We start from the raw sequence: 22,147 nt of genomic DNA, 5'->3' as shown, positions 1-22,147 counted from the left end.
TCAATCCTTAGAACACTGGAACCTCACTCGAGTGAGTGACCGAGCTGCCGGCGCGGGAGAATGGGTGCATGAGTCCTTTGCTGCGCCGTGCCGGAAAGAAGCGTCCCGAGGAGCGGGTGGTCACGCTCATCGGGAAGCCGGGGTGCCATCTCTGTGATGACGCCCAGGAAGTGGTGGAGAAGGTGTGCGCCGAGACGGGCGCACAGTGGGAGAAGAAGGACATTTCCGAGGATGAGGAGCTGTACCGGCTGCACTGGGAGCAGATTCCGGTCGTGCTGGTGGATGGTGAACAGCACACCTTCTGGAGGGTGAACCCTGACCGGCTCCGACGGGCATTGCAGGCTTGAGCCGTCGGGCGGTTACCATCATGGGCGATTTATGGGGTCTCGGGGGCGTATTGGTGAGGAGTGTGTACCGTTTTGCCCCCTTCGGGAATTGAACGGGTTCGGCGTGTCGTTGGTTCCCGGTCCATACGCCCAAGGCGCGTGACCCCGGTCACTTTGGTCGGACAAAGCGGACACAATCTTTGTGCACGCGTTCACAAAGACATAGCCTGCATTCGACGGGGTGGTCCTGGGACAAGTGGCCACCTGCAGCCCCGCTCATCCCGCAGGAGCATCGTGGCAACTGGCCGAACTCACCGACCGGCGACCCGCAGCCGAGGTATTCCCGAGGCCACTGTCGCCCGGCTTCCGCTGTACTTGCGTGCCCTCACCGCGCTCTCCGAGCGATCGGTGCCCACGGTGTCCTCCGAGGAGCTGGCCGCGGCCGCCGGAGTCAACTCCGCGAAGCTCCGCAAGGACTTCTCCTACCTCGGCTCCTACGGGACCCGCGGCGTCGGGTACGACGTGGAGTACCTCGTCTACCAGATCTCCCGCGAGCTCGGGCTGACCCAGGACTGGCCGGTCGTCATCGTCGGCATCGGCAACCTCGGCGCCGCGCTGGCCAACTACGGCGGTTTCGCCTCGCGCGGCTTCCGCGTGGCGGCGCTCATCGACGCCGACCCGGCCATGGCCGGCAAGCCGGTGGCGGGCATGCCCGTGCAGCACACCGATGAGCTGGAGAAGATCATCGAGGAGAACGGCGTCTCGATCGGGGTCATCGCGACCCCGGCGGGGGCCGCCCAGCAGGTCAGCGAGCGGCTGATCGCCGCCGGTGTCACCTCCATCCTGAACTTCGCGCCGACCGTGCTGTCCGTCCCCGAGGGCGTCGACGTGCGCAAGGTCGACCTGTCGATCGAGCTCCAGATCCTGGCCTTCCACGAGCAGCGCAAGGCCGGCGAGGAAGCGGCCGCCGCCGCTGCCGCCGGGGTTCCCGCCCCGGGCACCGGCACCGGTGCGGCTCCGGCCGCCGCCGTCGTGCCGCCCGCCGGACGGGCCGCCGCCGTCGCACGGAAGGGCGGCCCCGAGGGGGACGTCCCGGCGGTGATGCCGGCATGAGTCTGCTCGTCGTTGGGCTGAGCCACCGCAGTGCGCCCGTGAGCGTGCTGGAGCGCGCTTCGCTGGCCGCCGATGCCAAGGTCAAACTGCTGCACGACACGCTGGCCGCCGAGCCTGCGGCGGAAGCGGCGGTGCTCGCCACCTGCAACCGGATCGAGCTGTACGCCGACGTGGACAAGTTCCACGCCGGTGTCGCCGAGCTGTCGACGCTGCTGGCGCAGCACAGTGGTGTCGCGCTGGAGGAGCTCACTCCTTATCTCTACGTGCACTACGAGGACCGGGCCGTCCACCATCTGTTCTCGGTGGCTTGCGGGCTGGACTCGATGGTCGTCGGCGAGGGGCAGATCCTCGGGCAGATCAAGGACGCGCTGGCGCTGGGGCAGGAGCTCCATACGGCCGGGCGGCTGATCAACGATCTTTTCCAGCAGGCACTGCGTGTGGGGAAGCGGGCGCACTCCGAGACCGGGATCGACCGGGCCGGGCAGTCGCTGGTGACCTTCGGGCTGGAGCAGCTCGCCGTGCGGGTGCCGGTGGAGGAGTGGGCCGCGGGGAAGCGGGCGCTCGTCATCGGGGCCGGGTCGATGTCTTCGCTGGCGGCGGCGACGTTGGCGCGGGTCGGCGTCGCCGAGGTCGTGGTCGCCAACCGGACCACCGAGCGGGCGGAGCGGTTGGCCGGGATTCTGGTTGCCTCGGGCACCGGGGTGGCGGCTTCGGCCATTGCGATGTCCGGGGTCGCCGATGAGCTGGCCCGGGTCGATGTCGTCGTGTCCTGTACCGGGGCCACCGGCTTGGTGCTGACCGGGGATGACGTGGCCGCGGCCATGGAGGAGCGCCCTGCGGGGGCTGTCCCCTACCCGCCCTTCCACCGTTCCCCGGAGCTTCGCCCCGGACCCGATGCGGGTGCGGCGCCGTTCCCGGGGGCCGGCCCCCGGACCCCCGCGCCTCAAACGCCGGCGGGGCTGGATTTGGCTGCGGCCGGTTCGTCCGTGCGGCTGGATTCGGCTGAGCGGCAGGATGTCGCGGGGCTGGATTCCGTCGACGCCGCTCTCGTCGCGCGGCTTGCCGTGCTGGCGGGGGAGGGGCGGCGGATTGCCGATGCCGGGGCCGTGCGGAGCAAGGTGGTCGTCGAGGAGCGGGACGGGTGTCCTGTGGGGCTCGAGGCGCTGGCTTCCGATCCTGGGCGGACCGCCGATGGGCGGGCCGCGCTCGCCGGGGTGGACGCCGGGTCGCTGGAGCTGCACGGGACCTGGGCCGACCAGGGCGAGGCCGCCGCGCAGCGGCAGCAGCCGCGCAAGGGCGTACGGAGCCAGGTGGACGCGCAGCCCGTACGGCTCGCGCTGCTGGACTTGGCCATGCCGCGCGATATCGATGCCGCCGTGCACCGGATTCCGGGCGTGCGGCTCGTCGACATCGAGTCGCTGGCCGAGGCGAGCGCCGATGCGCCCATGGCCGCCGACGTCGACGCCGTACGCGCGATAGTGGCCGCGGAAGTGGCCGCCTTCGGGGCCGCTCAGCGGGCCGCGCACATCACGCCCACCGTGGTCGCCCTGCGCGCCATGGCCGCCGAGGTCGTCGCCATGGAAGTGGCGCGGCTCGACGGACGGGTGCCCGATCTCGACGAGCGGCAGCGGGCTGAAGTGACTCAGACCGTGCGGCGCGTCGTCGACAAGCTCCTCCACGCGCCCACCGTGCGCGTCAAGCAGCTCGCGAGCGAGCCCGGCGGCGCCGGGTACGCCGAGGCGCTGCGCGAACTCTTCGATCTCGACCCGCAGACGGTGGCCTCCGTCAGCCGGGCCGACGAGGCTGACAAGAACCACGACTCAGGACGGGCATCATGAATCCACGTCTCGACCAGCCGCTGAGGCTCGGCACGCGGCGCAGCAAGCTGGCCATGTCCCAGTCCGGGCATGTCGCCGAGGCGGTACGGGCGATCACCGGCCGGCCCGTCGAGCTCGTGGAGATCACGACCTACGGTGACGTGTCCCGCGAGAGCCTTTCGCAGATCGGCGGCACCGGCGTCTTCGTCACCGCCCTGCGCGAGGCCCTGGTGCGCGGCGAAGTCGACTTCGCCGTGCACTCGCTGAAGGACCTGCCCACCACGCAGCCCGACGACCTCGTGATCGCGGCCATGCCGCAGCGCGAGGACCCGCGCGACGCGCTCGTCGCCCGCGACGGCCTGACCTTCGAGCAGCTGCCCGACGGTGCGCGGATCGGCACCGGCTCGCCGCGGCGCAGGTCGCAGCTGCACGCTTACGCCAAGTCGCTGGGGAAGGTCATCGAGACCGTCGCCATCCGCGGCAACGTGGACACCCGGATCGGGTTCGTGCGCAGCGGCGAGCTCGACGCCGTCGTGCTGGCCGCCGCCGGGCTCAACCGGATCGGCCGCGGCGACGAGGCCACCGACCTGATCTCCGTGGACAACATGCTGCCCGCGCCCGGCCAGGGCGCCCTGGCCGTGGAGTGCCTGGCGTCCGACACGGACCTGATCTCCGCGCTCGCCGAGCTCGACGACCCGTACACCCGGGCCGCCGTGACCGCCGAACGCGCCCTGCTCGGCGCCCTGGAGGCCGGCTGCAGCGCCCCCGTGGGCGCGCTCGCCGACCTGCTGGCCGACGGGCAGATTGTCAATGAGATGCGCCTGCGGGGAGTCGTGGGAACCCTCGACGGTTCCACGCTGGTGCAGCTGTCCACCACCGGTCCCGTGCCCCAGTCGTACGACGAGGCCATGGCGCTCGGCCGCGAACTCGCGGACGAGATGCTGGCCAAGGGCGCGGCCGGTCTGATGGGGGAGCGGTCGCTTTGAACCCCACAAGCCCAACCACCTCCGCGTGTCCGTCCGTCGCCGTCCAGGGGCACGTCACCTTCCTCGGTGCCGGCCCGGGCGACCCGGGACTGCTGACGCTTCGCGCCGTGGAGGCCCTGGCCGCCGCGGACGTACTGATCGCGGAGCCCGAGGTGCTCGAAGTCGTACGTACGCATGCGCGCGCGGGGGTGGACACGCCACAGCTGACGGTTGCTGACGAGAAGTCAGCAGCCGCCGGTGTCCCGGTCATCCGAGACGCCGCCAATCTTGTCATGGAGGCCGCGCGCTCCGGCAGGCGGGTCGTCCGTGCCGTCACCGGCGACCCCGGGCTCGACGGGAACGCGGCCGAGGAGATGCTCGCCTGCGCCACCGGCGGCATCCCCTTCGAGGTCGTCCCCGGCGTCGCGACCGCCGTCGGCGTGCCCGCGTACGCCGGTGTTCCGCTGGCCGGCAAGCAGGGTGCGGACGTGAGGTTCGTGAACGCGCGGACCGCCTCCGCGCGCTGCTGGACCGAGGTGGGCGCCAGCGACGGCATCCTCGTCGTCTCCGCGACGCTGGAGACCGTCTCGGCGGCCGCGGCCGAGCTGATCGGCGCGGGGCGCAAGCCCGACACCCCGCTCACCGTGACCGTGGCCGGCACGACGACCCGCCAGCGGACGTGGAGCGCGACCCTGGGCACCATCGCCCAGGTGTTCAAGCAGGGCAAGATCCTCCCCTCGCCCGAGGGCGCGCGCTCCGTCATAGCCGTGGTCGGTGAGCACGGCGCCGTCGCGCGCCGCGAGGAACTGTCCTGGTTCGAGTCGAAGCCGCTGTTCGGCTGGCGCGTGCTCGTCCCGCGCACCAAGGAGCAGGCAGCCTCGCTCTCCGACCAGCTCCGTTCGTACGGTGCGGTGCCCCACGAGGTGCCGACCATCGCCGTGGAGCCGCCGCGCACCCCGCAGCAGATGGAGCGGGCGGTCAAGGGCCTGGTGACGGGCCGCTACGAGTGGATCGCCTTCACCTCCGTCAACGCCGTCAAGGCCGTGCGCGAGAAGTTCGAGGAGTACGGGCTCGATGCCCGGGCCTTCGCCGGCATCAAGGTCGCCGCCGTCGGCGAGCAGACCGCCGCCGCGCTGGTGGAGTTCGGCGTCAAGCCCGACCTCGTGCCCAGCGGCGAGCAGTCCGCTGCCGGTCTGCTGGAGGACTGGCCGCCGTACGACCCGGTCTTCGATCCGATCGACCGCGTCTTCCTGCCGCGCGCCGACATCGCCACCGAGACCCTGGTCGCCGGGCTCATCGAGCTCGGGTGGGAGGTCGACGACGTCACCGCCTACCGGACCGTGCGCGCTTCGCCGCCGCCGCAGGACACGCGTGAGGCGATCAAGGGCGGCGGCTTCGACGCCGTGCTCTTCACGTCGTCGAGCACCGTGCGCAACCTCGTCGGCATCGCCGGCAAGCCGCACAACGTCACCGTCATCGCGTGCATCGGCCCGGCCACGGCCAAGACGGCCGAGGAGCACGGGCTCCGGGTCGACGTGCTGTCGCCCGAGCCGAGCGTGGGCAAGCTGGCGGAGGCCCTCGCGGAGTACGGGGCCGCGCGCCGCGAGGCCGCGAAGGAGGCCGGGGAGAACGTGTACCGGCCGAGCGAGCGGCGGCCGGGGGCGCGCAGGCGCCGTACGACCTGATGGCCGCCTTAGCGGTGTTAGTGGGCAGGGCCCGGGTGCGATGCGCGCCCGGGCCCTGTGGCATGTTCGGGCCCGTGTCGGACCCCGGCCCGATCGACGGGACACCGCCTAGGCTTGTCCCGACTGCTGTCGAAGCTCGAAGAGGCGACTAGAAGATGAGCACGTACGGATCCTTCCCCGGCTCGCGGCCCCGCCGGCTGCGCACCACCCCGGCGATGCGGCGGATGGTCGCGGAGTACCGGCTGCACCCCTCGGACCTGATCCTCCCGGCGTTCGTCCGGGAGGGCATCAGCGAGCCGCTCGCCATCTCGGCGATGCCGGGCGTGGTCCAGCACACCCGGGACACGCTGCGGAAGGCCGCCGTGGAGGCCGTCGAGGCCGGGGTCTCCGGGATCATGCTCTTCGGCGTACCGGCCGACGAGAACAAGGACGCGCGGGGCACGGCGGGCACGGAGCCGGACGGGATCCTGCAGGTCGCGATCCGCGACGTGAAGGCGGAGGTGGGCGACGATCTGGTGATCATGTCCGACCTGTGCCTGGACGAGTACACCGACCACGGGCACTGCGGGGTCCTGGACGAGCACGGCCGCGTGGACAACGACGCGACGCTGGAGCGCTACGCCGAGATGGCGCAGGTGCAGGCCGACGCGGGCGTCCACGTGGTGGGTCCGAGCGGGATGATGGACGGCCAGGTCGGCGTCGTCCGCGACGCGCTGGACGAGACGGGCCACGAGGACGTCTCGATCCTCGCGTACACGGCCAAGTACTCCTCCGCCTTCTACGGTCCCTTCCGCGAGGCCGTCGCGTCCTCGCTCCAGGGCGACCGCAAGAGCTACCAGCAGGACCCGGCGAACGCCCGGGAGTCGCTGCGCGAGCTCGCCCTCGACCTGGAGGAGGGCGCCGACATGGTGATGGTCAAGCCGGCCGGGCCCTACCTGGACATCCTCTACCGGGTCGCGCAGGCGGTGGACGTCCCGGTGGCGGCGTACCAGATCAGCGGCGAGTTCGCGATGATCGAGGCGGCGGCGGAGAAGGGCTGGATCGAGCGCGACCGGGCGATCCTGGAGACCCTGCTCGGCATCAAGCGGGCGGGCGCGGACACGATCCTGACGTACTGGGCGACAGAGGTCGCGCAGTGGCTGCAGGCTGAGCGGTAGGTCCGAGCAGGCGGAGGAGGGGCCCGGGCGGGGATGCCCGGGCCCCTTCGCGTGCGCCGACGGGGAGCGGCCGGAACCGGCCCGCCGGACGTGTTGAGCGGGCCGCGAGCGGGCGCCGGTACAAAGGCGCTCACCTGCCGAATCAGGGCCGCACCGCAGGACCACATCCCCGAAGGAAGCCCATGGCCACTGACCAGATCTCGACCGGTTCTGCGCCGACCCGCTCCAGAACGGCGCCGCCCCGTACCGACGCACCGCCGCCCCGTACGACCCGGCTCGACTCGCTCACCGGCCTGCGGTTCCCCGCCGCGCTGCTGGTCTTCGCCCATCACGCCTTCCTCCCCATACCCCCGCTGCGGCTGCTGGCGGACGACGCCACCGAGTACCGGCTGGCCGGCTGGTTCACCCAGGCCGGCGGGCTCGGGGTGACCTTCTTCTTCGTCCTCAGCGGGTTCGTCCTGACCTGGTCGGCCCGGGACCGGGACACCACGACGGGGTTCTGGCGGCGCCGGTTCGTGAAGATCTACCCGAACTACGTGGTCACCTGGGCGCTCGCCCTGTCCCTGTTCGCGCTGTACTACACCTCCGCGGGCGTCGCGGTGGCCAACCTGTTCATGGTGCAGGTCTGGTGGCCCGAGTTCATGACCAACTTCAGTGTGAACGCACCGAGTTGGTCCCTGGCCGTGGAAGCGGTGTTCTACCTCTGCTTCCCCGCCCTCTTGGCGGGCTTCCGGCGGATCGACCCCGGCCGCCTGAAGTACTGGATCACCGGCACGATCGCCGCGGTGGTGGCCACCCCCGCCCTCGCGTACGCCCTCTTCCCGAGCGGCGACCGCATCCCCAGCGGCCACGACAGCTCGGTCTCCCAGTACTGGTTCAGCTACGTGCTGCCCCCGGTCCGCATGGCCGACTTCGCCCTCGGCATCCTGGTGGCGCTCGCCGTGAAGCACGGGCGCTGGCGCAACATCGGCATGATCCGGTCGAGCCTGCTGCTGGCCGCCGGCTACTGGCTGACCTTCCACGTGCCCTACCTCTACGGCCAGCGCGCCGTGCTGATCGTGCCGATCGTGCTGCTCATCGCGGCCGCCGCGAGCGCGGACATCGAGGGGCGGCCCAGTGTGTTCCGCCACCGCGCGATGGTCTGGCTGGGCGAGATCTCCTTCGCCTTCTACCTGCTGCACTACATCACGATGTGTTCGCTGCGCTGGGCGCTCGGCGAGGACCAGATGTACTCGCTCCCCGTGACCCTGGGCCTGCTGGCGGGCGTCGGAGCGGCCACGCTCCTGATGTCCTGGGGGCTCTTCGCCTGGGTCGAGACCCCGCTCGTACGCCGCTTCGGCCGCTCGCGCCGCCGTACGCAGACCGCCGGCTGAGCCGATTCGCATCGCCTCCCGCGCAGGTGCACCCTGGAGACAGGGTGCACCGAACCCGGAGGTGATGCGCCATGACCACGCTCGTCGGGTGGCATGTGGAGCTCGAATTCACCGAGGAGGGCCACCGAACCAGTGCGGCGGCCCTGGTCAGACTCGGGGACGGCTCCGAGATACGGGCGCACGGCTATGCCATGCGTCACCCCTCCGACCCGGAGCAGCTGAGGGTCGGGGAAGAGATCGCGGGCGCTCGCGCACTGATGGACATCGCGTCCCAGATGCTGCAGAAGGCCCACTCGGAGATCGACGCGGCGACGGGGCGGCACTCGTACCCGCTGCACTGAGCGACGCGTCGGGATGCGGGCGCGGTGTGCCGTGTCGGCGCACCGCGCCCGCCCGCGCCGTCCGCCGCCTACCGCGTCCGCCGTTCGAAGAGCACGGCCGACAGGGCCACGGACACCACGCCGATGCCCGCGCACCACGCCAGGGCCACCCAGGGGGCGTCGCCCGCCGGCCGGGCCAGGAGCAGGGCCCGGAGGGACTCGATCACCGGGGTCAGCGGCTGGTGGTCGGCGAAGCCGTGGAGCCAGCCGGGCATGGTGTCGATGGGGACGAACGCGCTGGACGGGTACGGCAGGAACATCATCAGGAAGGTGAAGCCGCCCGCTGCCTCCGGGGTCTTGGCGAGCAGCCCGAGCGTCGCGGCCAGCCACGAGATCGCGGTGATGTACGCGACCAGGAGCGCGGCCGCGGCCAGGTAGCCGCGCAGCGAGGCCTGGGGGCGGAAGCCGATGGCGAGGGCGACGGCCAGGACCAGGCCGGTGGACACCAGGTTGCGCAGGACCGAGGCGGCGACGTGCCCGGCCAGGATCGGGACGCCGCCGATGTCCAGGGACCGGAAGCGGTCGATCACGCCTTCCTTCATGTCGGTGGCGACGCTGACGGCGGTGCTCGCCGCGCCGAAGCCGGCGCAGAGCAGCATCGCTCCCGGAACCACGTAGGTCACGTAGGTCGTGCCGGTGTCGATGGCTCCGCCGAAGAAGTAGACGAAGATCAGCATCAGCATGACCGGCAGCATCAACGCCGTGATCAGGACGTCCGGTTGGCGGCGGCTGATGCGCAGGCTGCGCCCGGTGAGGGTGTGGGCGGCCGCGATGACGCCGGGGCGGGTCGTCACGGACGCGGAAGCGGAAGCGGGTGCGGAAGCGGGGGCGGACGTGGTCGCTGGAGTGGTCGTGGAAGTGGTCACGGAGCGGCTCCCGTCAGGGTGAGGAACACGTCGTCGAGGGTGGCGCCGCGGACCGAGAAGCGGTCCACGGCCGTGTGGTCGGGGTCGAGTTCGTCGAGCAGGGACCGGACGTGGGCGGCGCTGCCGTCGGTGGGCAGGCTGAGGCCGAGCTCCTCCGGTGCGAGGGTGAGGCCCTCCGCGACGGCCGCGGGTTCCCCCGCCGAGAGGCGGAGCGCGCGCGGGGCCAGTGCGTCGTAGGCGGTCCGGCTGGCGAGGGTCAGGTCGAGGCGGTGGCCCGCCACGCGGGACTTGAGCTCCCCGGGAGTGCCTTCGGCGGCGATCCGTCCGCCGGCCAGGACGGCCACGCGGTCGGCGAGGCGGTCGGCCTCCTCCAGGTACTGGGTGGTGAGCAGCACGCTGGTGCCGTCGGCGCGCAGTTCCCGTACGAGGTTCCACAGGTCCTGGCGGCTGCGCGGGTCGAGCCCGGAGGTCGGCTCGTCCAGGAAGATCACTTCCGGTCGGGAGACCAGGCTCGCGGCGAGGTCGAGGCGGCGGCGCATGCCGCCCGAGTAGGACTTCGCCGTGCGCCCGCCGGCCTCGGCGAGCCCGAATCGTTCCAGCAGCTCGTCGGCCCGCGCCCGGGCCGCGCGGGGCCGCAGCCCGTGGAGCCGGCCCATCATGCGGAGGGTCTCGGCGCCGGTCTGGAGCTCGTCGACGGCCGCGGACTGCCCGGTGAGGCTGATGGAGCGGCGAACGCGGGCCCGCTCGGACGCGGTGTCGTGACCCGCGACCCGCGCGGTGCCGGAGTCGGGCTCGGTGAGGGTGGCGAGGATCCGGACGGTGGTGGTCTTCCCGGCGCCGTTGGGTCCGAGGAGGGCGAGGACGCTGCCGCGCGGGACGGCGAGGTCGATGCCGTCGAGGACGCGCAGGGCGCCGTAGGACTTGGTCAGAGCAGTGGCGTGGATGCCGAGGTCGTCCATGGCGGACTCCGTTCTGCGTTCTGCGTATGGGTTACGCGCCATTGCGTAAGTAATACACAGAACTAGGATGTGCGTCAACGACTCATGACGGACGGACGGGGGAGGGAGCGGCCATGGTGAAGGAAGCGGACGACGACGGCACCGGGCTCCCGGCGAGCCTGGCGATGGCCTGGGGCCTGCGCGAACGGCCCGGCAAGGGCCCGCGCCCCACCCTCACGCTCCAGCGGATCGTGGACGCGGCGGTCGCTCTCGCCGCGGGGGAGGGGATGGACGCCGTCTCCATGGGGCGGGTCGCCAAGGAGCTGGGCGTCTCGACGATGTCCCTCTACCGGTACGTCACGGCGAAGGAAGAGCTCTACATCCTGATGGCGGACGCGGGTGTCGGCACCCCGCCGGAGCCGTCCGGGGTTTCGGGCTGGCGGGAGCTGCTGTCGGAGTGGGCCTACGCGCAGCGGGCCGTCCTGATGGCCAACTCCTGGATCGTGCGCATTCCGCTCAGCGGAGCGCCGGTCAGCCCCAACCAGCTCGCCTGGATGGAACGCGGGCTCGCGGCGATGGCCGGGACCGCCCTGAGGGAGGGCGAGAAGGTCTCGGCGATCATCCTCATCGGCGGGCTGGTCCGCAACGAGGCGACGATGGTCGCGGACATGATCGCCGCCATCGTGAAGTCGGGCGTCTCACCGGACCAGGTACTGGGTCAGTACGTACGCACCCTGCGCCTGATGACCGCCCCGGACACGCACCCGGCGGTGACGCGCCTGCTGGAGTCCGACGCGTTCACGGGCGCGGACGAGCCGGACTTCCAGTTCCGCTTCGGCCTGGACCGCATCCTGGACGGCCTGGCCGCGCTGATCAGCGAGCGGTCCACTCCGTGAGGGTGGCCCAAGCGGCGGGGGTCAGGTTTAGCACCGGACCGTGCGGGACCTTCGAGTCGCGGACGTGGATCCGGGTCGCGCAGGTTGCGACCGCCACCTCCAGGCAGTTGCCGCCGTCGCTGCCGCTGTAGCTGGACTTGAACCACGTGAGGTGGGTGCTCATGGATCTCCTAGCAGCCGGTTCAACAGGTCCCTGGTTTCCTCGGGGTTGAGGGCCTGTGTGCGCAGCATGGCATACCTCTGGGCGAGGATGCTGACCTCATCCAGGTCAGAGACGACCAGGCTGCCTCGCTGGCTTTCGACGTACGCGATGTGCTGGTAGTTCGGGGTCTCCAGCAGGACGAACGGACCGTCCAGTGCTGGATGGCCGGTACGGTCCAGTGGCAGGATCTGGATCGAAACGCCGCGCCATTCGGAGCAGGTCAGCAGGTGGCGGAGTTGCTCCTGCAGGACCGCCCGGCCGCCGAGTGGGCAGGCGAGGGCGGGTTCCCAGATGACGAAGCTGGCTTGCATCGGCTTCTCGCGGCGCAGCGTCGTTTGGCGGTCGAGCCGGGCCGCCGTCTGGTCCGCGATCTCGCCCTCGGTGTAACGAGGTGTGCGGCTGCGGAAGACGGCCTGTGCGTACGCCTCGGTCTGGAGCAGACCGGGGATGACCTGGTTCTCGTACGAGGACAGCGCGACGGCCCTTTGCTCCAGGTTGATCAGCGGCTCCGCCCAGGGCGGGATCACGTCGATCTGAGGCATCTTGTGCGCGGCGACCGCGAACACCCCGGGAAGCCCCAGGATCTGGTCCAGCAGAACGGCCACGTCCGGCATCAGCGGTCGTCTGCCCTGCTCGATGGAGGCGATGCTCTCCTCCTGGAGTCCGACCAGCTTGCCGAGCTCCTTCTGGGTCAGTCCCTTGGCGATCCGGCAGACGGCGAGCTGCTCGCCGACCATCCGCATCGCCGTCGCATTGGGCCGTGCCCGCTTCCTTGGTGGCATGAATGTGAACTCCCCACCTGCGCCGGTGAAGTACCCGTACCAACCCGTACTGATTACGAGTACGGGTTGCCGTACTGCTCCACGCTAGTCACGTAACGCGACGATCGGCGGGTGAACCTTCATACTCAACCCGCCCTGGTGCAGGAGCGCCTCTACTTGCGCTCACCCCAAACCATCCGCGCCGCACGCCACTTCACACGTGACACCTTGGACGCGTGGGGCAGGGCCTCCCGGCGGGACGACCTGTTGCTCTGCGTGAGCGAGCTCGCGACCAACGCGCTGCGGTACGGGGTCCCGCGCGGCCGGGGCTACCTGCTGCGACTGCTCACGTACGACGGGACCGTCCGCATCGAGGTGCACGACAGCGGGCCCGGACTGTCGCGGATCGGGGAACGGACGGCCGGGCGGGGGCTGCTCCTGGTCGGGGCGCTGGCCGACGCGTGGGGGGTGCTGCCCCGGGCGCCGGGGAAGGTCGTCTGGTGCGAATTCCGGGGGGCCGGCTGCTAGCTTCGACTCTCGGGAAATCCTGGCCGAGGGGGATCAATGTCGCGTCCACTGCGGTGGGTTGTGGTCGTCGTGGGGACGGGGATCGCCTTCTTGGTGGGCTTCCGGCTGGGGGTGTGGGACCCGTTCGGCTGGCTGCCGGAGAAGGACTCCGACCGGGTGTCGGCCGCCGCAGGATTCGGCGGGGCGATGGCCGCGGTGTGTGCGCTGGTCGGCGGGTGGTGGGCCGGCGGCGGCGGCGGGGAGAACTCCCTGAGGCAACGGGCGCGGGCCTCCGGCACCAGCCAGGTCACGCAGACCGGGGGCGGCGGCTCCGGCCCGGTGGACCAGCGGGCGCGCGCCGACGGGGACTCCCGCGTCCAGCAGACGGCCGCCGGCGGCGGTGAGCAGCCGGATCCGGAACCTGCTCCGTGAGCGTCGAGCAACGGGCGCAGGCTGAGGGGTCCTCGACGGTCATTCAGGTGTTTGGGGACTACACCGCTGCCCCGGGGCCCGGGGCCGGTCCCGTACCCCAGCCGCCGGCGGCGCCGGGGCTGCCCGCTCCGCCTGCCGCGCTCGTGGGGCGGGACGGGCCGGTCAAGGTGCTGGCGGACCTGCTCGACGAGGGCGGGGCTCCGGTGACCGTCGTGGCCGGGCTTCCGGGGGTCGGCAAGAGTGCGCTGGCCGTCGCGACGGCCCATCGGGCGTTGGAGTACGGGTGGTTCGAGGAACGGTTGTTCTTCCTCCAGCTGCACGGCTACGCCCCGAACGGCGCGGTGAGCGGGGCGCAGGCGGTGCGGGAGATGCTGCGGTACCTCGGCGTCGGGGACGCGGACGTACCGCCGTCCCCCGAGGGGCAGGTGGCGCTGTACCGGGCCCGGCTGGCCGCGCTGGCGCGGGCCGGGCAACGGGTGCTGATCGTCGCGGACGACGCGGGGGCGGTGTCCCAGGTGCAGGACCTCGTACCGCCGGACGGCACGCATCGGCTACTGGTGACCTCGCGGCACCGGCTGGTCGCGCCGGGGTTCGCCGCGAGGGTCGTCGGGCTGGACGAACTGTCGGCCGGGCCCGCGGCGGAGCTGATCGCCGGTGCGCTGCGGCGGACCTGGCCGGAGGATCCGCGCCCGGCGCGGGAGCCCGAGGCGCTGGCGCGGGTGGCAGACCTCTGCGGGCGGCTACCGCTCGCGCTGACGGTGGCGGGGGCGCTGCTGGCGGGGGATCCGGGGCTGGCGGCGGGTGAGTTGGCGCGGCAACTGGCCGAGGCGAGGACCCGGCTGGAGACGCTGCACGTCGAGGGCCACGTGCCGGTCGGGGTCCGGGCCGCGTTCGACCTCTCGTACGCAAGGCTGCCTGCGGACCAGGCGCGGATCTTCCGGCTGCTGACGGTGGCGCCGGGGCCGGACTGTTCCACCGCGTTCGCTTGGCTGCTCGCCGGGTACGAGGGACTGCCCTCGGTCGAGGGCTACGCCGAGGTGAGGCCGTCCCTGGCCGCTCTCGCGGGGGCGAGCCTCCTCTCGGAGCAGCCGGTCGGTTCGGGGCGTTGGCGCATGCACGACCTGGTGCGGCTGTACGCGCGGGACCGGGCGGAGGAGTGCGCGCAGGAGGACGGCCGGGAAGTGGCGGCCGAGCGACTCATGGCCGCTTTCCTCGGCACCACCCGCAAGGCGGTCCGCGTGCTGGGCATCGGCCCCGCGAAGGCCGAGGACGAGAAGCTTCCCCCGATGGCCGCGGCGCTTCACTGGATGGACGCGGAACGCGCCGTGCTGGTCGCCGCCGTGGGGTGGGCCGCAGAGGCTGGTTGGCCCGAGGCCGTCTTCGCGCTGACCGACGCGCTGGGCCCCTACCTCGCCGTCTACGGTCATGCACCGGACGCGGTGATGGTGGCGGGGGATGCTCTCGAAGTGGCACGGTCAACCGGTGATCGCTGGTTGACCGGAAGCATGCTGGCGAACCTCGGCAGCGCGCTCAACGAATCGTGGCGGGCCGAGGAGGCGATCGGACCGTTGACGGAGGCTCTCGCCGTCTTCCGTGAGGCTGAGGGGCGGGAAGGGGAGGCCAATGTCCTGGACCTCTTGTCTGCCGTCTTCCGGAAGACGGGGCGACTCGAAGAGGCCAGGGCAAGGAGCGAGGAGGCCCTGAAGATCTTCCGCGAGCTGGGGAACCGGCAGGGGGAGGGCTTCGCCCTGTTCCATCTCGCCAACGCTCTGGACGACCTGGGGGAGCAGGCCGAGGCCGTCGAAATGTGCAGACAGGTGGTGAGTTGCATGCGCGAGACCGGCGACCGGCACCGCGAGGCCTCCGGATCGCAGCTTCTTGCGAAAGTGCTGTGGGGGGCCGGGGAGCGGGAGGAGGCCCAGGCCGTATGGGAAGAGACGCTCTCGATGCTGCGCGGCCTGGGGCGCAGCACAACCGTGGCGCATGTGCTCACGGAACTGGGCAAAGCGCTGTTGGAAGACGGGCAATCGACTGAAGCGCGCGTGCGCTACGCGGAAGCACTGGTCCTGTTCGAGGCCACCGGGGACCAACAGGGCGAAGCGGTGACGACGGGCGTCCTGGGCGCGATCTGCCTGCTGGAGCACCGGTTCACGGAAGCGCTGGAGTCGTACGAAAGGGCTGCGTCCCTCCTGGCCGACACGGAGCAGTGGAGGAGCGAAGCCCAGGCGCAATTGGGTCGCGGAGCCGCGCTGCTGGGCCTGGGGCGACGGGCCGAGTCCGTCGAAGCCCTCGACCGGGCGGCCGCTCTGTTCGCCCTTGCGGGCGACGGCGAAGGGGAAGCAGCAGCGTGTGCCGATGCGGTCCGGCTCGCTGTGCTCACCGAAGTCCGGCCGCCCCGGCGCTGGTGGGACCGCCTCAGGCGCTGAGCCGTACCGCCAATCTGGCCATCGCCGTGCGGAGTTCCCGCTCCGCGCCCAGCGGGACGATCGCCGCGCGGCCCGGGACGCGGAGGCCGCCCGTCAGGGCGACCCGGGTGCCGCCGCCGGGCTCCGGGGTGGCGGCCATGCCGATGATCAGGAAGCGGCTCTGGAGCCAGCACCAGCCCGGGCGCAGGACGCCGTGGAAGTGGGCCCGTAGGCCGTACGTGCTGCGGGCCAGGGCCTCCACGCGGTCTCCGTCGAGGCGGAGGACCCGCACGGTGCGCATGTCGGGCTGGAAGCGGCCGAACTCGCCCTCCAGGTCCGACATCACCGCCCAGACGGCCTCCAGGGGGGCGGGGAGGGTCGCTTCGACGACCCGGGCTCCCGGGACGCCGGCCGCCATGATGCGCAGGCGGGCGACCGGATCCACTTCGTGTTCGGATGTCATGCGGACCACGCCTTCCTGAAGCTTGTACGGGCCCGGTGCAGCCGGGACTTGGCGGTGCCCGGCGGGACGCCGAGCAGGGCGGCGGCGGACTCCTCGTCGAGGCCTTCGACGTCGCGGAGCACGAGGACGGCCCGGTGGGCGGGGGAGAGGCGGGCCAGGACGTCCTCGATGTCGGCGGCCAGCTGCGGATCGTCCCGGGCGGGTACGTCGGCCAGTTCGGCCGGGCGGTCGCGGGAGGCGCGCCGGGCGGTGCCGACGGCCTCGCGGACGGCGATGGACCGGACCCAGCCGTACAGGGCCTCCGGGTCTCGGAGCGAGCGCAGGGACCGGAAGACCGCGAGCAGCGCCTCCTGCGTGGCGTCGGGGCCGTCCGCGAGGGCGATCGGTTGGCAGATCCGGGCGACGTACGGGGTCAGGTGGTCGAGGAGGTCGTGCAGCGCGAGGGTGTCTCCGGCCCGGGCCGCGCGCGCGAGGGCGACTCCGCGGTCGCGGGCGGCGGGGGTGAGGGGACCCGCGGCGGGGCTGCCGTGCATGCTCACCGGGCCCGGGCCAGCCGGGCCGCGGCCCAGCCGAAGCCGAGGCAGGCGGGGGTGTACAGGGCGAGGTTGAGGGCACGGAACGGGCCGTCCGCCGGGCTGTCGAGGAGACCGGCGGCCCAGCCCAGGCCCGCGAGGCCCCGTACGGCCAGCCCGGCGGCGACGGCGGCCGTCACCAGGCGGGCGGGCCGCCCGGCCCGGCCGTGCGCGTGCGCGAGTACGGCGGCGGCCGCGGTCAGGGTGAGCGCGGCGAGCGGCAGGACCACGGGCGGGCCGAAGGACACCTCGGAGCCGAGCACGGCCAGGGACAGGGTCCGCTCGTCGGGGGCGGGCCAGGTCAGGCCGGTGGCCCAGTACAGGTGGACCAGCCCGTCGGCGGCGAGCAGCGCGGCGAGCACGCGCCCGGTGCGTAGGCGTGTCGTGTCCTTCATGGTGTGCCCCCTCGGTGATGAAACGCTCCGGCAACGCTCCGGCACACAGAGGAGGGGGCCCACGGGGGAAACGTCCCCCGTGAGCCCCGTCACATCAGGAGGCGGGCGGCGGCCCGGTCAGGCGGGCTGCTCCGGGGCGGTCGCCGTGATGACCGAGAAGCCGCCGCCCTGCGGGTCGGCGAGGACCGCCATCCGGCCCGCCACCATGTCGAAGGCGGGAGCCATGACCGTGCCCCCGGCGCGGACGGCGGCCGCCTGGACGGAATCGACGTCATCGACGTGGAAGTACGGCATCCAGTGCGGCGGAACCCCCGGCGGAAGCTTGTCCATGTTCATCATCCCGCCGACCGCGCGGCCGCCGACCTGGAACTCCGTGTACCCGTCGGCGCCCGGCATCGAGGACTCGGCGGTGGTGACGGGCAGGACGGCGGTGTAGAACGCGACCGCGGCGGGGACGTCGCCGGTGGTCAGCTCGTTCCAGATGAGCGCGCCGTGCTCGTTGACGATGCCCGCTCCGTCGAAGGTGCCGGCCTGCCACAGGCCGACGACGGCGCCGGTCGGGTCGACGATGACGGCCATCCGCCCGAGGTCCATGACGTCCATCGGGCCCATCATGACCGTGCCGCCCGCGTCGGTGACCGACTTGAGGGTGGCGTCGATGGCGTCCGTGGCCAGGTACGTGGTCCACACGGTCGGGGGCATCGGGTCGGGGATCGTGCCGTCCGGGTTCATCGCCTTCATGATTCCGGCGACCGGCTTGCCCTTGAGGGTGCAGACGGCGTACCCGCCGGTCTCGGGCGGGCCGACCTCGCCCTGCCAGCCGAAGAGGTCGCAGTAGAAGTCGATGGCGGCCTGCTGGTCGGGAACCATCAGGTCGATCCAGCAGGGGGTGCCGGCCTTGTAGGGGCCGTTCATGTCGGGCACGGGGCCCTCCGTGGGGGTGGGTAGGGGATGGACGGGCCGTCCCCTACCCGGCAGGTGTGGCTGAAATCGGACCGTACGGGTGAACCGGGTCCGGGCGACGCCCGCACGTACGGCGGCCCCCGTCTCCCGGTGGGGGAGACGGGGGCCGCCGTTGCGCCGTAGCCCCGGGGTCAGAGCTTCTCGGGGGTGCGGATGCCGAGGAGGGACATGCCCTTGCTGAGGGTGCGCGCGGTCAGCTCGCACAGGAACAGGCGGTTCTCGCCGACGACGAGCTCGGGCTCGGGCTTCACGACCGGGCACTGCTCGTAGAACGTCGCGAACAGCGAGGACAGCTGGTAGAGGTACGCCGCCACCTTGTGCGGGGCGTGCTCCGCGGCCGCCTCGGCGATGAGCTCGCCGAAGTGGTCCAGGTGCAGGCCCAGCGCGCGCTCGGCCGGCGCCAGCTCCAGCTCCGGGTGCGCGACCGGCTTGCGGTCGCCCGCCTCGCCCGCCTTGCGCAGGATCGACTTGATGCGGGCGTACGCGTACTGGAGGTACACGGACGTGTCACCGGTCAGCGAGACCATCTGGTCCAGGTCGAACTTGTAGTCGCGCGCGGCCGAGGTGGACAGGTCCGCGTACTTCACGGCGCCGATGCCCACGTACTGGCCGTTCTCGACGATCTCCGCCTCGCTCAGACCGATCTTCTCGGCCTTCTCCCGGACGACGGCCGTGGCCCGGTCGACGGCCTCGTCGAGGAGGTCCACCAGCCGCACCGTCTCGCCCTCACGGGTCTTGAACGGCTTGCCGTCCTTGCCCAGCACGGTGCCGAAGGCCAGCTGCACGGCCTTGACCTCGTCGTTCAGCCAGCCCGCCCGGCGAGCCGTCTCGAAGACCATCTTGAAGTGCAGGGACTGCCGCGCGTCCACCACGTAGATCAGCTCGGTCGCGCCCAGCGTGCCCACCCGGTCGCGGATCGCCGAGAGGTCGGTCGCGGCGTAGCCGAAGCCGCCGTCGGACTTCTGGACGATCAGCGGGGTCGGGTTGCCGTCCGGACCCTTGACGTCGTCGAAGAACACGCAGAGCGCGCCGTTGGAACGGACGGCCACGCCCGAGTCCTCCAGCAGCTTGCAGGTCTCCACCAGCATGTCGTTGTAGCCGGACTCGCCGATGACGTCCGGGTCCTGGATGTCCATGTCCAGCTTGTTGAAGACGGAGTAGAAGTAGATCTTCGACTCGTCCACGAAGCGCTGCCACAACGCCAGCGTCTCCGGCTCGCCCGCCTGGAGGTCCACCACCCGGGCCCTGGCCCGCGTCTTGAACTCCTCGTCGGAGTCGAAGAGCGTGCGCGAGGCCTTGTACAGGCGGTTCAGGTTGGACATGGCCTCCTCGCCGGAGACCTCCGCGCCGTCCTCGGACTTGTGGTCCAGCTCGTGCGGGTGCTCCAGCAGGTACTGGATGAGCATCCCGAACTGGGTGCCCCAGTCGCCGATGTGGTGACGCCGGACCACCTTCTCGCCGGTGAACTCCAGGATCTCCACCATCGCCGCACCGATCACGGCGGACCGCAGGTGGCCGACGTGCATCTCCTTGGCCACGTTCGGCTGCGCGTAGTCGATCACCGTCGTACCCGGCTTCGCCGCGAGCGGCACACCGAGACGGTCGTCCGCGGCGCGGGCCGCCAGGGTCTCGACGATCGCCCGGTCGGTGATGGTGATGTTGAGGAAGCCCGGACCCGAGACCTCGATCTCCCGGATCAGGTCACCGGTGTCGATGCCCTCGACCACGGTCGTCGCCAGCTCGCGCGGATTGGCCTTGGCCTTCTTCGCGAGCGCCAGGATGCCGTTGGCCTGGAAGTCGGCCCGGTCGCTTCGTCGCAGCAGCGGGTCGCTCGCACCGGCGTCCGGCAGGGCGGAGGCGAGTGCGTCGGCGACGCGCTGGTTGACGGAAGAAGCGAGGGAAGGGACCGAGGCCATGAGCTGCCGTTCCTGTGAGGTCGTGCCTGACGTTGTGCCGGTGGGTGCACTTGGGCGTTCCGACAAGTGCCGAGTATCCCACGCGAGGGCTGTCCACATCCCGGGATATACCGGGGATCGGGCCGCGCCGATAAACCTCGGAGTGCTCCCTTCCGTCTGGGAGAATGGCGAGAAGCCAGCATTCGAGAGAGAAGGACGTGTCGTGGGTCAGAGCGCCCCGAGCAGCACCGAGACCGACTGGGTCTCCCGTTTCGCGGACGAGGTCATCGCCGAGGCGGAGCGCCGAGCCCCGGGCAAAACGATCGTCGTCGCGTCCGGCCTCTCCCCCTCCGGCCCGATCCACCTCGGGAACCTCCGCGAGGTCATGACCCCGCACCTGGTCGCGGACGAGATCCGCCGCCGCGGCCACGAGGTCCGCCACCTCATCTCCTGGGACGACTACGACCGGTACCGCAAGGTCCCCAAGGGCATCCCCGGCGTCACCGAGGAATCGCACGCCCAGCACATCGGCCGCCCGCTGACCGCCGTGCCCGCCCCCGAGGGATCCGCGTACCCGAACTGGTCCGAGCACTTCAAGGCCGCCATGGTCGAGGCGCTGGCCGAGCTCGGCGTCGAGTACGACCCGATCAGCCAGACCGAGCAGTACACCGCCGGCACCTACCGCGAGCAGGTGCTGTTCGCGATGAAGCACCGCGGCGACATCGACGCGATCCTCGACCAGTACCGGACCAAGCAGAAGCCCGGCGGCAAGAAGCCCCAGCAGAAGCAGGTCGACGAGGCCGAGCTGGAAGCCGCCGAAGGCTCCGGCGCGGCCGCCGAGGACGACGGCAGCGCCGACGGTACGGAGTACTTCCCGTACAAGCCGTACTGCGCTGAGTGCGGCAAGGACTTCACCAAGGTGACGTCCTACGACGACGAGACCACCGAGCTGACCTACGTCTGCACCGAGGACGAGTTCACCGAGACGGTCAAGCTCAGCGAGTTCAACCGCGGCAAGCTGGTCTGGAAGGTCGACTGGCCCATGCGCTGGGCCTACGAAGGCGTGATCTTCGAGCCCTCCGGCGTCGACCACTCCTCGCCCGGCTCCTCCTTCCAGGTCGGCGGCCAGATCGTCGGCATCTTCGGCGGCGAGCAGCCGATCGGCCCGATGTACGCCTTCGTCGGCATCAGCGGCATGGCCAAGATGTCCTCCAGCAAGGGCGGGGTCCCGACCCCGGCCGACGCGCTGAAGATCATGGAGCCCCAGCTGCTGCGCTGGCTCTACGCCCGCCGCAAGCCCAACCAGTCCTTCAAGATCGCCTTCGACCAGGAGATCCAGCGGCTCTACGACGAGTGGGACAAGCTGGAGGCCAAGGTCGCCGACGGCTCCGTGCTGCCCGCCGACGCCGCCGCCCACGCCCGCGCCGTACGCGTCGCCGCGCACGAGCTGCCGCGCACCCCGCGCCCGATGGCGTACCGGACGCTCGCCTCGGTGGTCGACATCACCGGCGGACACGACGAGCAGACCCTGCGCATCCTCAGCGACCTGGAGCCGGAGCGGCCGCTGACCTCCCTCGACGAGGTCCGCCCGCGCCTGGACCGCGCCGAGAACTGGATCACCACCCAGGTCCCGGCCGACCAGCGGACCCTCGTGCGCGAGGAGCCCGACGCAGAGCTCCTGTCCTCCCTGGACGACGAAGGACGCGAGTCCCTGCGCCGCCTCCTCGACGGACTCGACTCGCACTGGTCCCTCGACGGGCTCACCACGCTCGTCTACGGCGTGCCCAAGGTGATGGCCGGCCTGGAACCCGACGCCAAGCCCACGCCGGAGCTCAAGATCGCCCAGCGCACCTTCTTCGCGCTGCTCTACCGGCTCCTCGTGACCCGGGAGACCGGGCCGCGCCTGCCCACGCTGCTGCTCGCGGTGGGGGCGGACCGGGTGCGCAAGCTGCTCGCCGGCTGAGGCTCCCCACGGACGCGGGAAGGGCCCGCACCCCTCGGGGGTGCGGGCCCTTCCCATGCCCCTCTCCGGGGCC

Annotated in this window: 22 protein-coding genes; 13 read left to right on the top strand and 9 right to left on the bottom strand. The window is 71.6% G+C overall.

Translation table 11 applies throughout. The annotated features are described in order from the left end of the window. The first annotated feature begins 68 nt into the window (after nt 1-68). From OG276_RS15480 to OG276_RS15445, 8 genes are all read left to right on the top strand, one after another. Entirely contained in the window at nt 69-347 is a 279-nt protein-coding gene (locus OG276_RS15480; protein WP_266905833.1) for a glutaredoxin family protein, read from the top strand. Nucleotides 348-620: 273 nt separating this feature from the next. Continuing rightward, nucleotides 621-1,439: a redox-sensing transcriptional repressor Rex gene (locus tag OG276_RS15475; RefSeq protein WP_266905831.1), complete on the top strand. Its 819-nt coding sequence runs from the start codon at nt 621-623 to the stop codon at nt 1,437-1,439. Next, on the top strand, nt 1,436-3,277 hold the full coding sequence (locus tag OG276_RS15470) for a glutamyl-tRNA reductase (RefSeq protein ID WP_266905829.1): 1,842 nt from the start codon (nt 1,436-1,438) through the stop codon (nt 3,275-3,277). Before OG276_RS15475 ends, OG276_RS15470 begins: the two co-directional genes overlap by 4 nt. Then, nucleotides 3,274-4,242, top strand: coding sequence for a hydroxymethylbilane synthase (gene hemC / locus OG276_RS15465; protein WP_266905827.1), 969 nt, complete (start codon nt 3,274-3,276; stop codon nt 4,240-4,242). The genes OG276_RS15470 and hemC overlap by 4 nt, the downstream gene beginning before the upstream one ends. After that, nucleotides 4,239-5,906 carry a bifunctional uroporphyrinogen-III C-methyltransferase/uroporphyrinogen-III synthase gene (locus tag OG276_RS15460; RefSeq protein WP_266905825.1) on the top strand — a complete coding sequence of 556 codons (1,668 nt, stop codon included), beginning with the start codon at nt 4,239-4,241 and terminating at the stop codon, nt 5,904-5,906. Before hemC ends, OG276_RS15460 begins: the two co-directional genes overlap by 4 nt. A gap of 155 nt (nt 5,907-6,061) precedes the next feature. Beyond that, the gene (gene hemB / locus OG276_RS15455) at nt 6,062-7,063 is read left to right on the top strand and encodes a porphobilinogen synthase (protein WP_266905823.1); all 1,002 of its coding nucleotides are present in this window, start codon (nt 6,062-6,064) and stop codon (nt 7,061-7,063) included. A gap of 182 nt (nt 7,064-7,245) precedes the next feature. Next, complete coding sequence (locus OG276_RS15450) at nt 7,246-8,436, top strand: acyltransferase (protein ID WP_266905821.1); 1,191 nt, start codon at nt 7,246-7,248, stop codon at nt 8,434-8,436. 71 nt (nt 8,437-8,507) lie between these two features. Continuing rightward, nucleotides 8,508-8,777, top strand: a complete 270-nt coding sequence (locus tag OG276_RS15445) for a DUF1876 domain-containing protein (RefSeq protein ID WP_266905819.1) — start codon at nt 8,508-8,510, stop codon at nt 8,775-8,777. A 68-nt stretch (nt 8,778-8,845) separates the two neighbouring features. Here the strand turns inward: OG276_RS15445 and OG276_RS15440 are convergent, their stop codons facing one another. Both OG276_RS15440 and OG276_RS15435 read right to left on the bottom strand, forming a co-directional pair. Then, nucleotides 8,846-9,589, bottom strand: coding sequence for an ABC transporter permease (locus OG276_RS15440; RefSeq protein WP_266912846.1), 744 nt, complete (start codon nt 9,587-9,589; stop codon nt 8,846-8,848). Nucleotides 9,590-9,678: 89 nt separating this feature from the next. Then, complete coding sequence (locus OG276_RS15435) at nt 9,679-10,641, bottom strand: ATP-binding cassette domain-containing protein (protein WP_266905817.1); 963 nt, start codon at nt 10,639-10,641, stop codon at nt 9,679-9,681. 113 nt (nt 10,642-10,754) lie between these two features. On the opposite strand from OG276_RS15435, the gene OG276_RS15430 reads away from it, so the two are divergent. Beyond that, on the top strand, nt 10,755-11,516 hold the full coding sequence (locus OG276_RS15430) for a TetR/AcrR family transcriptional regulator (RefSeq protein WP_266905815.1): 762 nt from the start codon (nt 10,755-10,757) through the stop codon (nt 11,514-11,516). Here OG276_RS15430 and OG276_RS15425 read toward each other — a convergent pair. Next, on the bottom strand, nt 11,494-11,679 hold the full coding sequence (locus tag OG276_RS15425; protein WP_266905813.1) for a DUF397 domain-containing protein: 186 nt from the start codon (nt 11,677-11,679) through the stop codon (nt 11,494-11,496). The two genes, OG276_RS15430 and OG276_RS15425, sit on opposite strands and share 23 nt — an antisense overlap. Further along, complete coding sequence (locus tag OG276_RS15420; RefSeq protein WP_266905811.1) at nt 11,676-12,500, bottom strand: helix-turn-helix transcriptional regulator; 825 nt, start codon at nt 12,498-12,500, stop codon at nt 11,676-11,678. Before OG276_RS15420 ends, OG276_RS15425 begins: the two co-directional genes overlap by 4 nt. Nucleotides 12,501-12,611: 111 nt before the next feature. Here OG276_RS15420 and OG276_RS15415 point away from each other — a divergent pair, with 111 nt between their 5' ends. The 3 genes from OG276_RS15415 to OG276_RS15405 are packed head-to-tail and all read left to right on the top strand — an operon-like array spanning nt 12,612 to nt 15,844. Next, nucleotides 12,612-13,007 (top strand): ATP-binding protein, encoded by a 396-nt coding sequence (locus tag OG276_RS15415; protein WP_266905809.1) that lies wholly within the window; start codon nt 12,612-12,614, stop codon nt 13,005-13,007. A 36-nt stretch (nt 13,008-13,043) separates the two neighbouring features. Next, on the top strand, nt 13,044-13,418 hold the full coding sequence (locus OG276_RS15410) for a hypothetical protein (protein ID WP_266905808.1): 375 nt from the start codon (nt 13,044-13,046) through the stop codon (nt 13,416-13,418). After that, nucleotides 13,415-15,844 (top strand): tetratricopeptide repeat protein, encoded by a 2,430-nt coding sequence (locus OG276_RS15405; protein WP_266905807.1) that lies wholly within the window; start codon nt 13,415-13,417, stop codon nt 15,842-15,844. The genes OG276_RS15410 and OG276_RS15405 overlap by 4 nt, the downstream gene beginning before the upstream one ends. Here the strand turns inward: OG276_RS15405 and OG276_RS15400 are convergent. From OG276_RS15400 to argS, 5 genes are all read right to left on the bottom strand, one after another. Then, nucleotides 15,834-16,286 (bottom strand): hypothetical protein, encoded by a 453-nt coding sequence (locus OG276_RS15400; protein WP_266905805.1) that lies wholly within the window; start codon nt 16,284-16,286, stop codon nt 15,834-15,836. The two genes, OG276_RS15405 and OG276_RS15400, sit on opposite strands and share 11 nt — an antisense overlap. Then, nucleotides 16,283-16,819: an RNA polymerase sigma factor gene (locus OG276_RS15395; RefSeq protein ID WP_266912844.1), complete on the bottom strand. Its 537-nt coding sequence runs from the start codon at nt 16,817-16,819 to the stop codon at nt 16,283-16,285. The genes OG276_RS15400 and OG276_RS15395 overlap by 4 nt, the downstream gene beginning before the upstream one ends. Nucleotides 16,820-16,821: 2 nt before the next feature. Beyond that, nucleotides 16,822-17,253, bottom strand: coding sequence for a DUF3995 domain-containing protein (locus OG276_RS15390; RefSeq protein WP_266905803.1), 432 nt, complete (start codon nt 17,251-17,253; stop codon nt 16,822-16,824). Between the two features lie 117 nt (nt 17,254-17,370). Further along, nucleotides 17,371-18,168, bottom strand: coding sequence for a VOC family protein (locus OG276_RS15385; RefSeq protein WP_266912842.1), 798 nt, complete (start codon nt 18,166-18,168; stop codon nt 17,371-17,373). 179 nt (nt 18,169-18,347) lie between these two features. Beyond that, nucleotides 18,348-20,132, bottom strand: a complete 1,785-nt coding sequence (argS, locus tag OG276_RS15380) for an arginine--tRNA ligase (protein ID WP_266905801.1) — start codon at nt 20,130-20,132, stop codon at nt 18,348-18,350. Nucleotides 20,133-20,334: 202 nt separating this feature from the next. Between argS and lysS the strand changes: the two genes are divergently transcribed. Then, nucleotides 20,335-22,074: a lysine--tRNA ligase gene (lysS, locus tag OG276_RS15375; protein ID WP_266905799.1), complete on the top strand. Its 1,740-nt coding sequence runs from the start codon at nt 20,335-20,337 to the stop codon at nt 22,072-22,074. Nucleotides 22,075-22,147: the final 73 nt, after the last annotated feature.

The sequence above is a fragment of the Streptomyces sp. NBC_00086 genome (assembly GCF_026343255.1).
Taxonomy (GTDB): domain Bacteria; phylum Actinomycetota; class Actinomycetes; order Streptomycetales; family Streptomycetaceae; genus Streptomyces.
The sequence above is the reverse complement of the archived record's forward strand: the minus strand, read 5'-3'. Positions and strand labels throughout refer to the sequence as shown.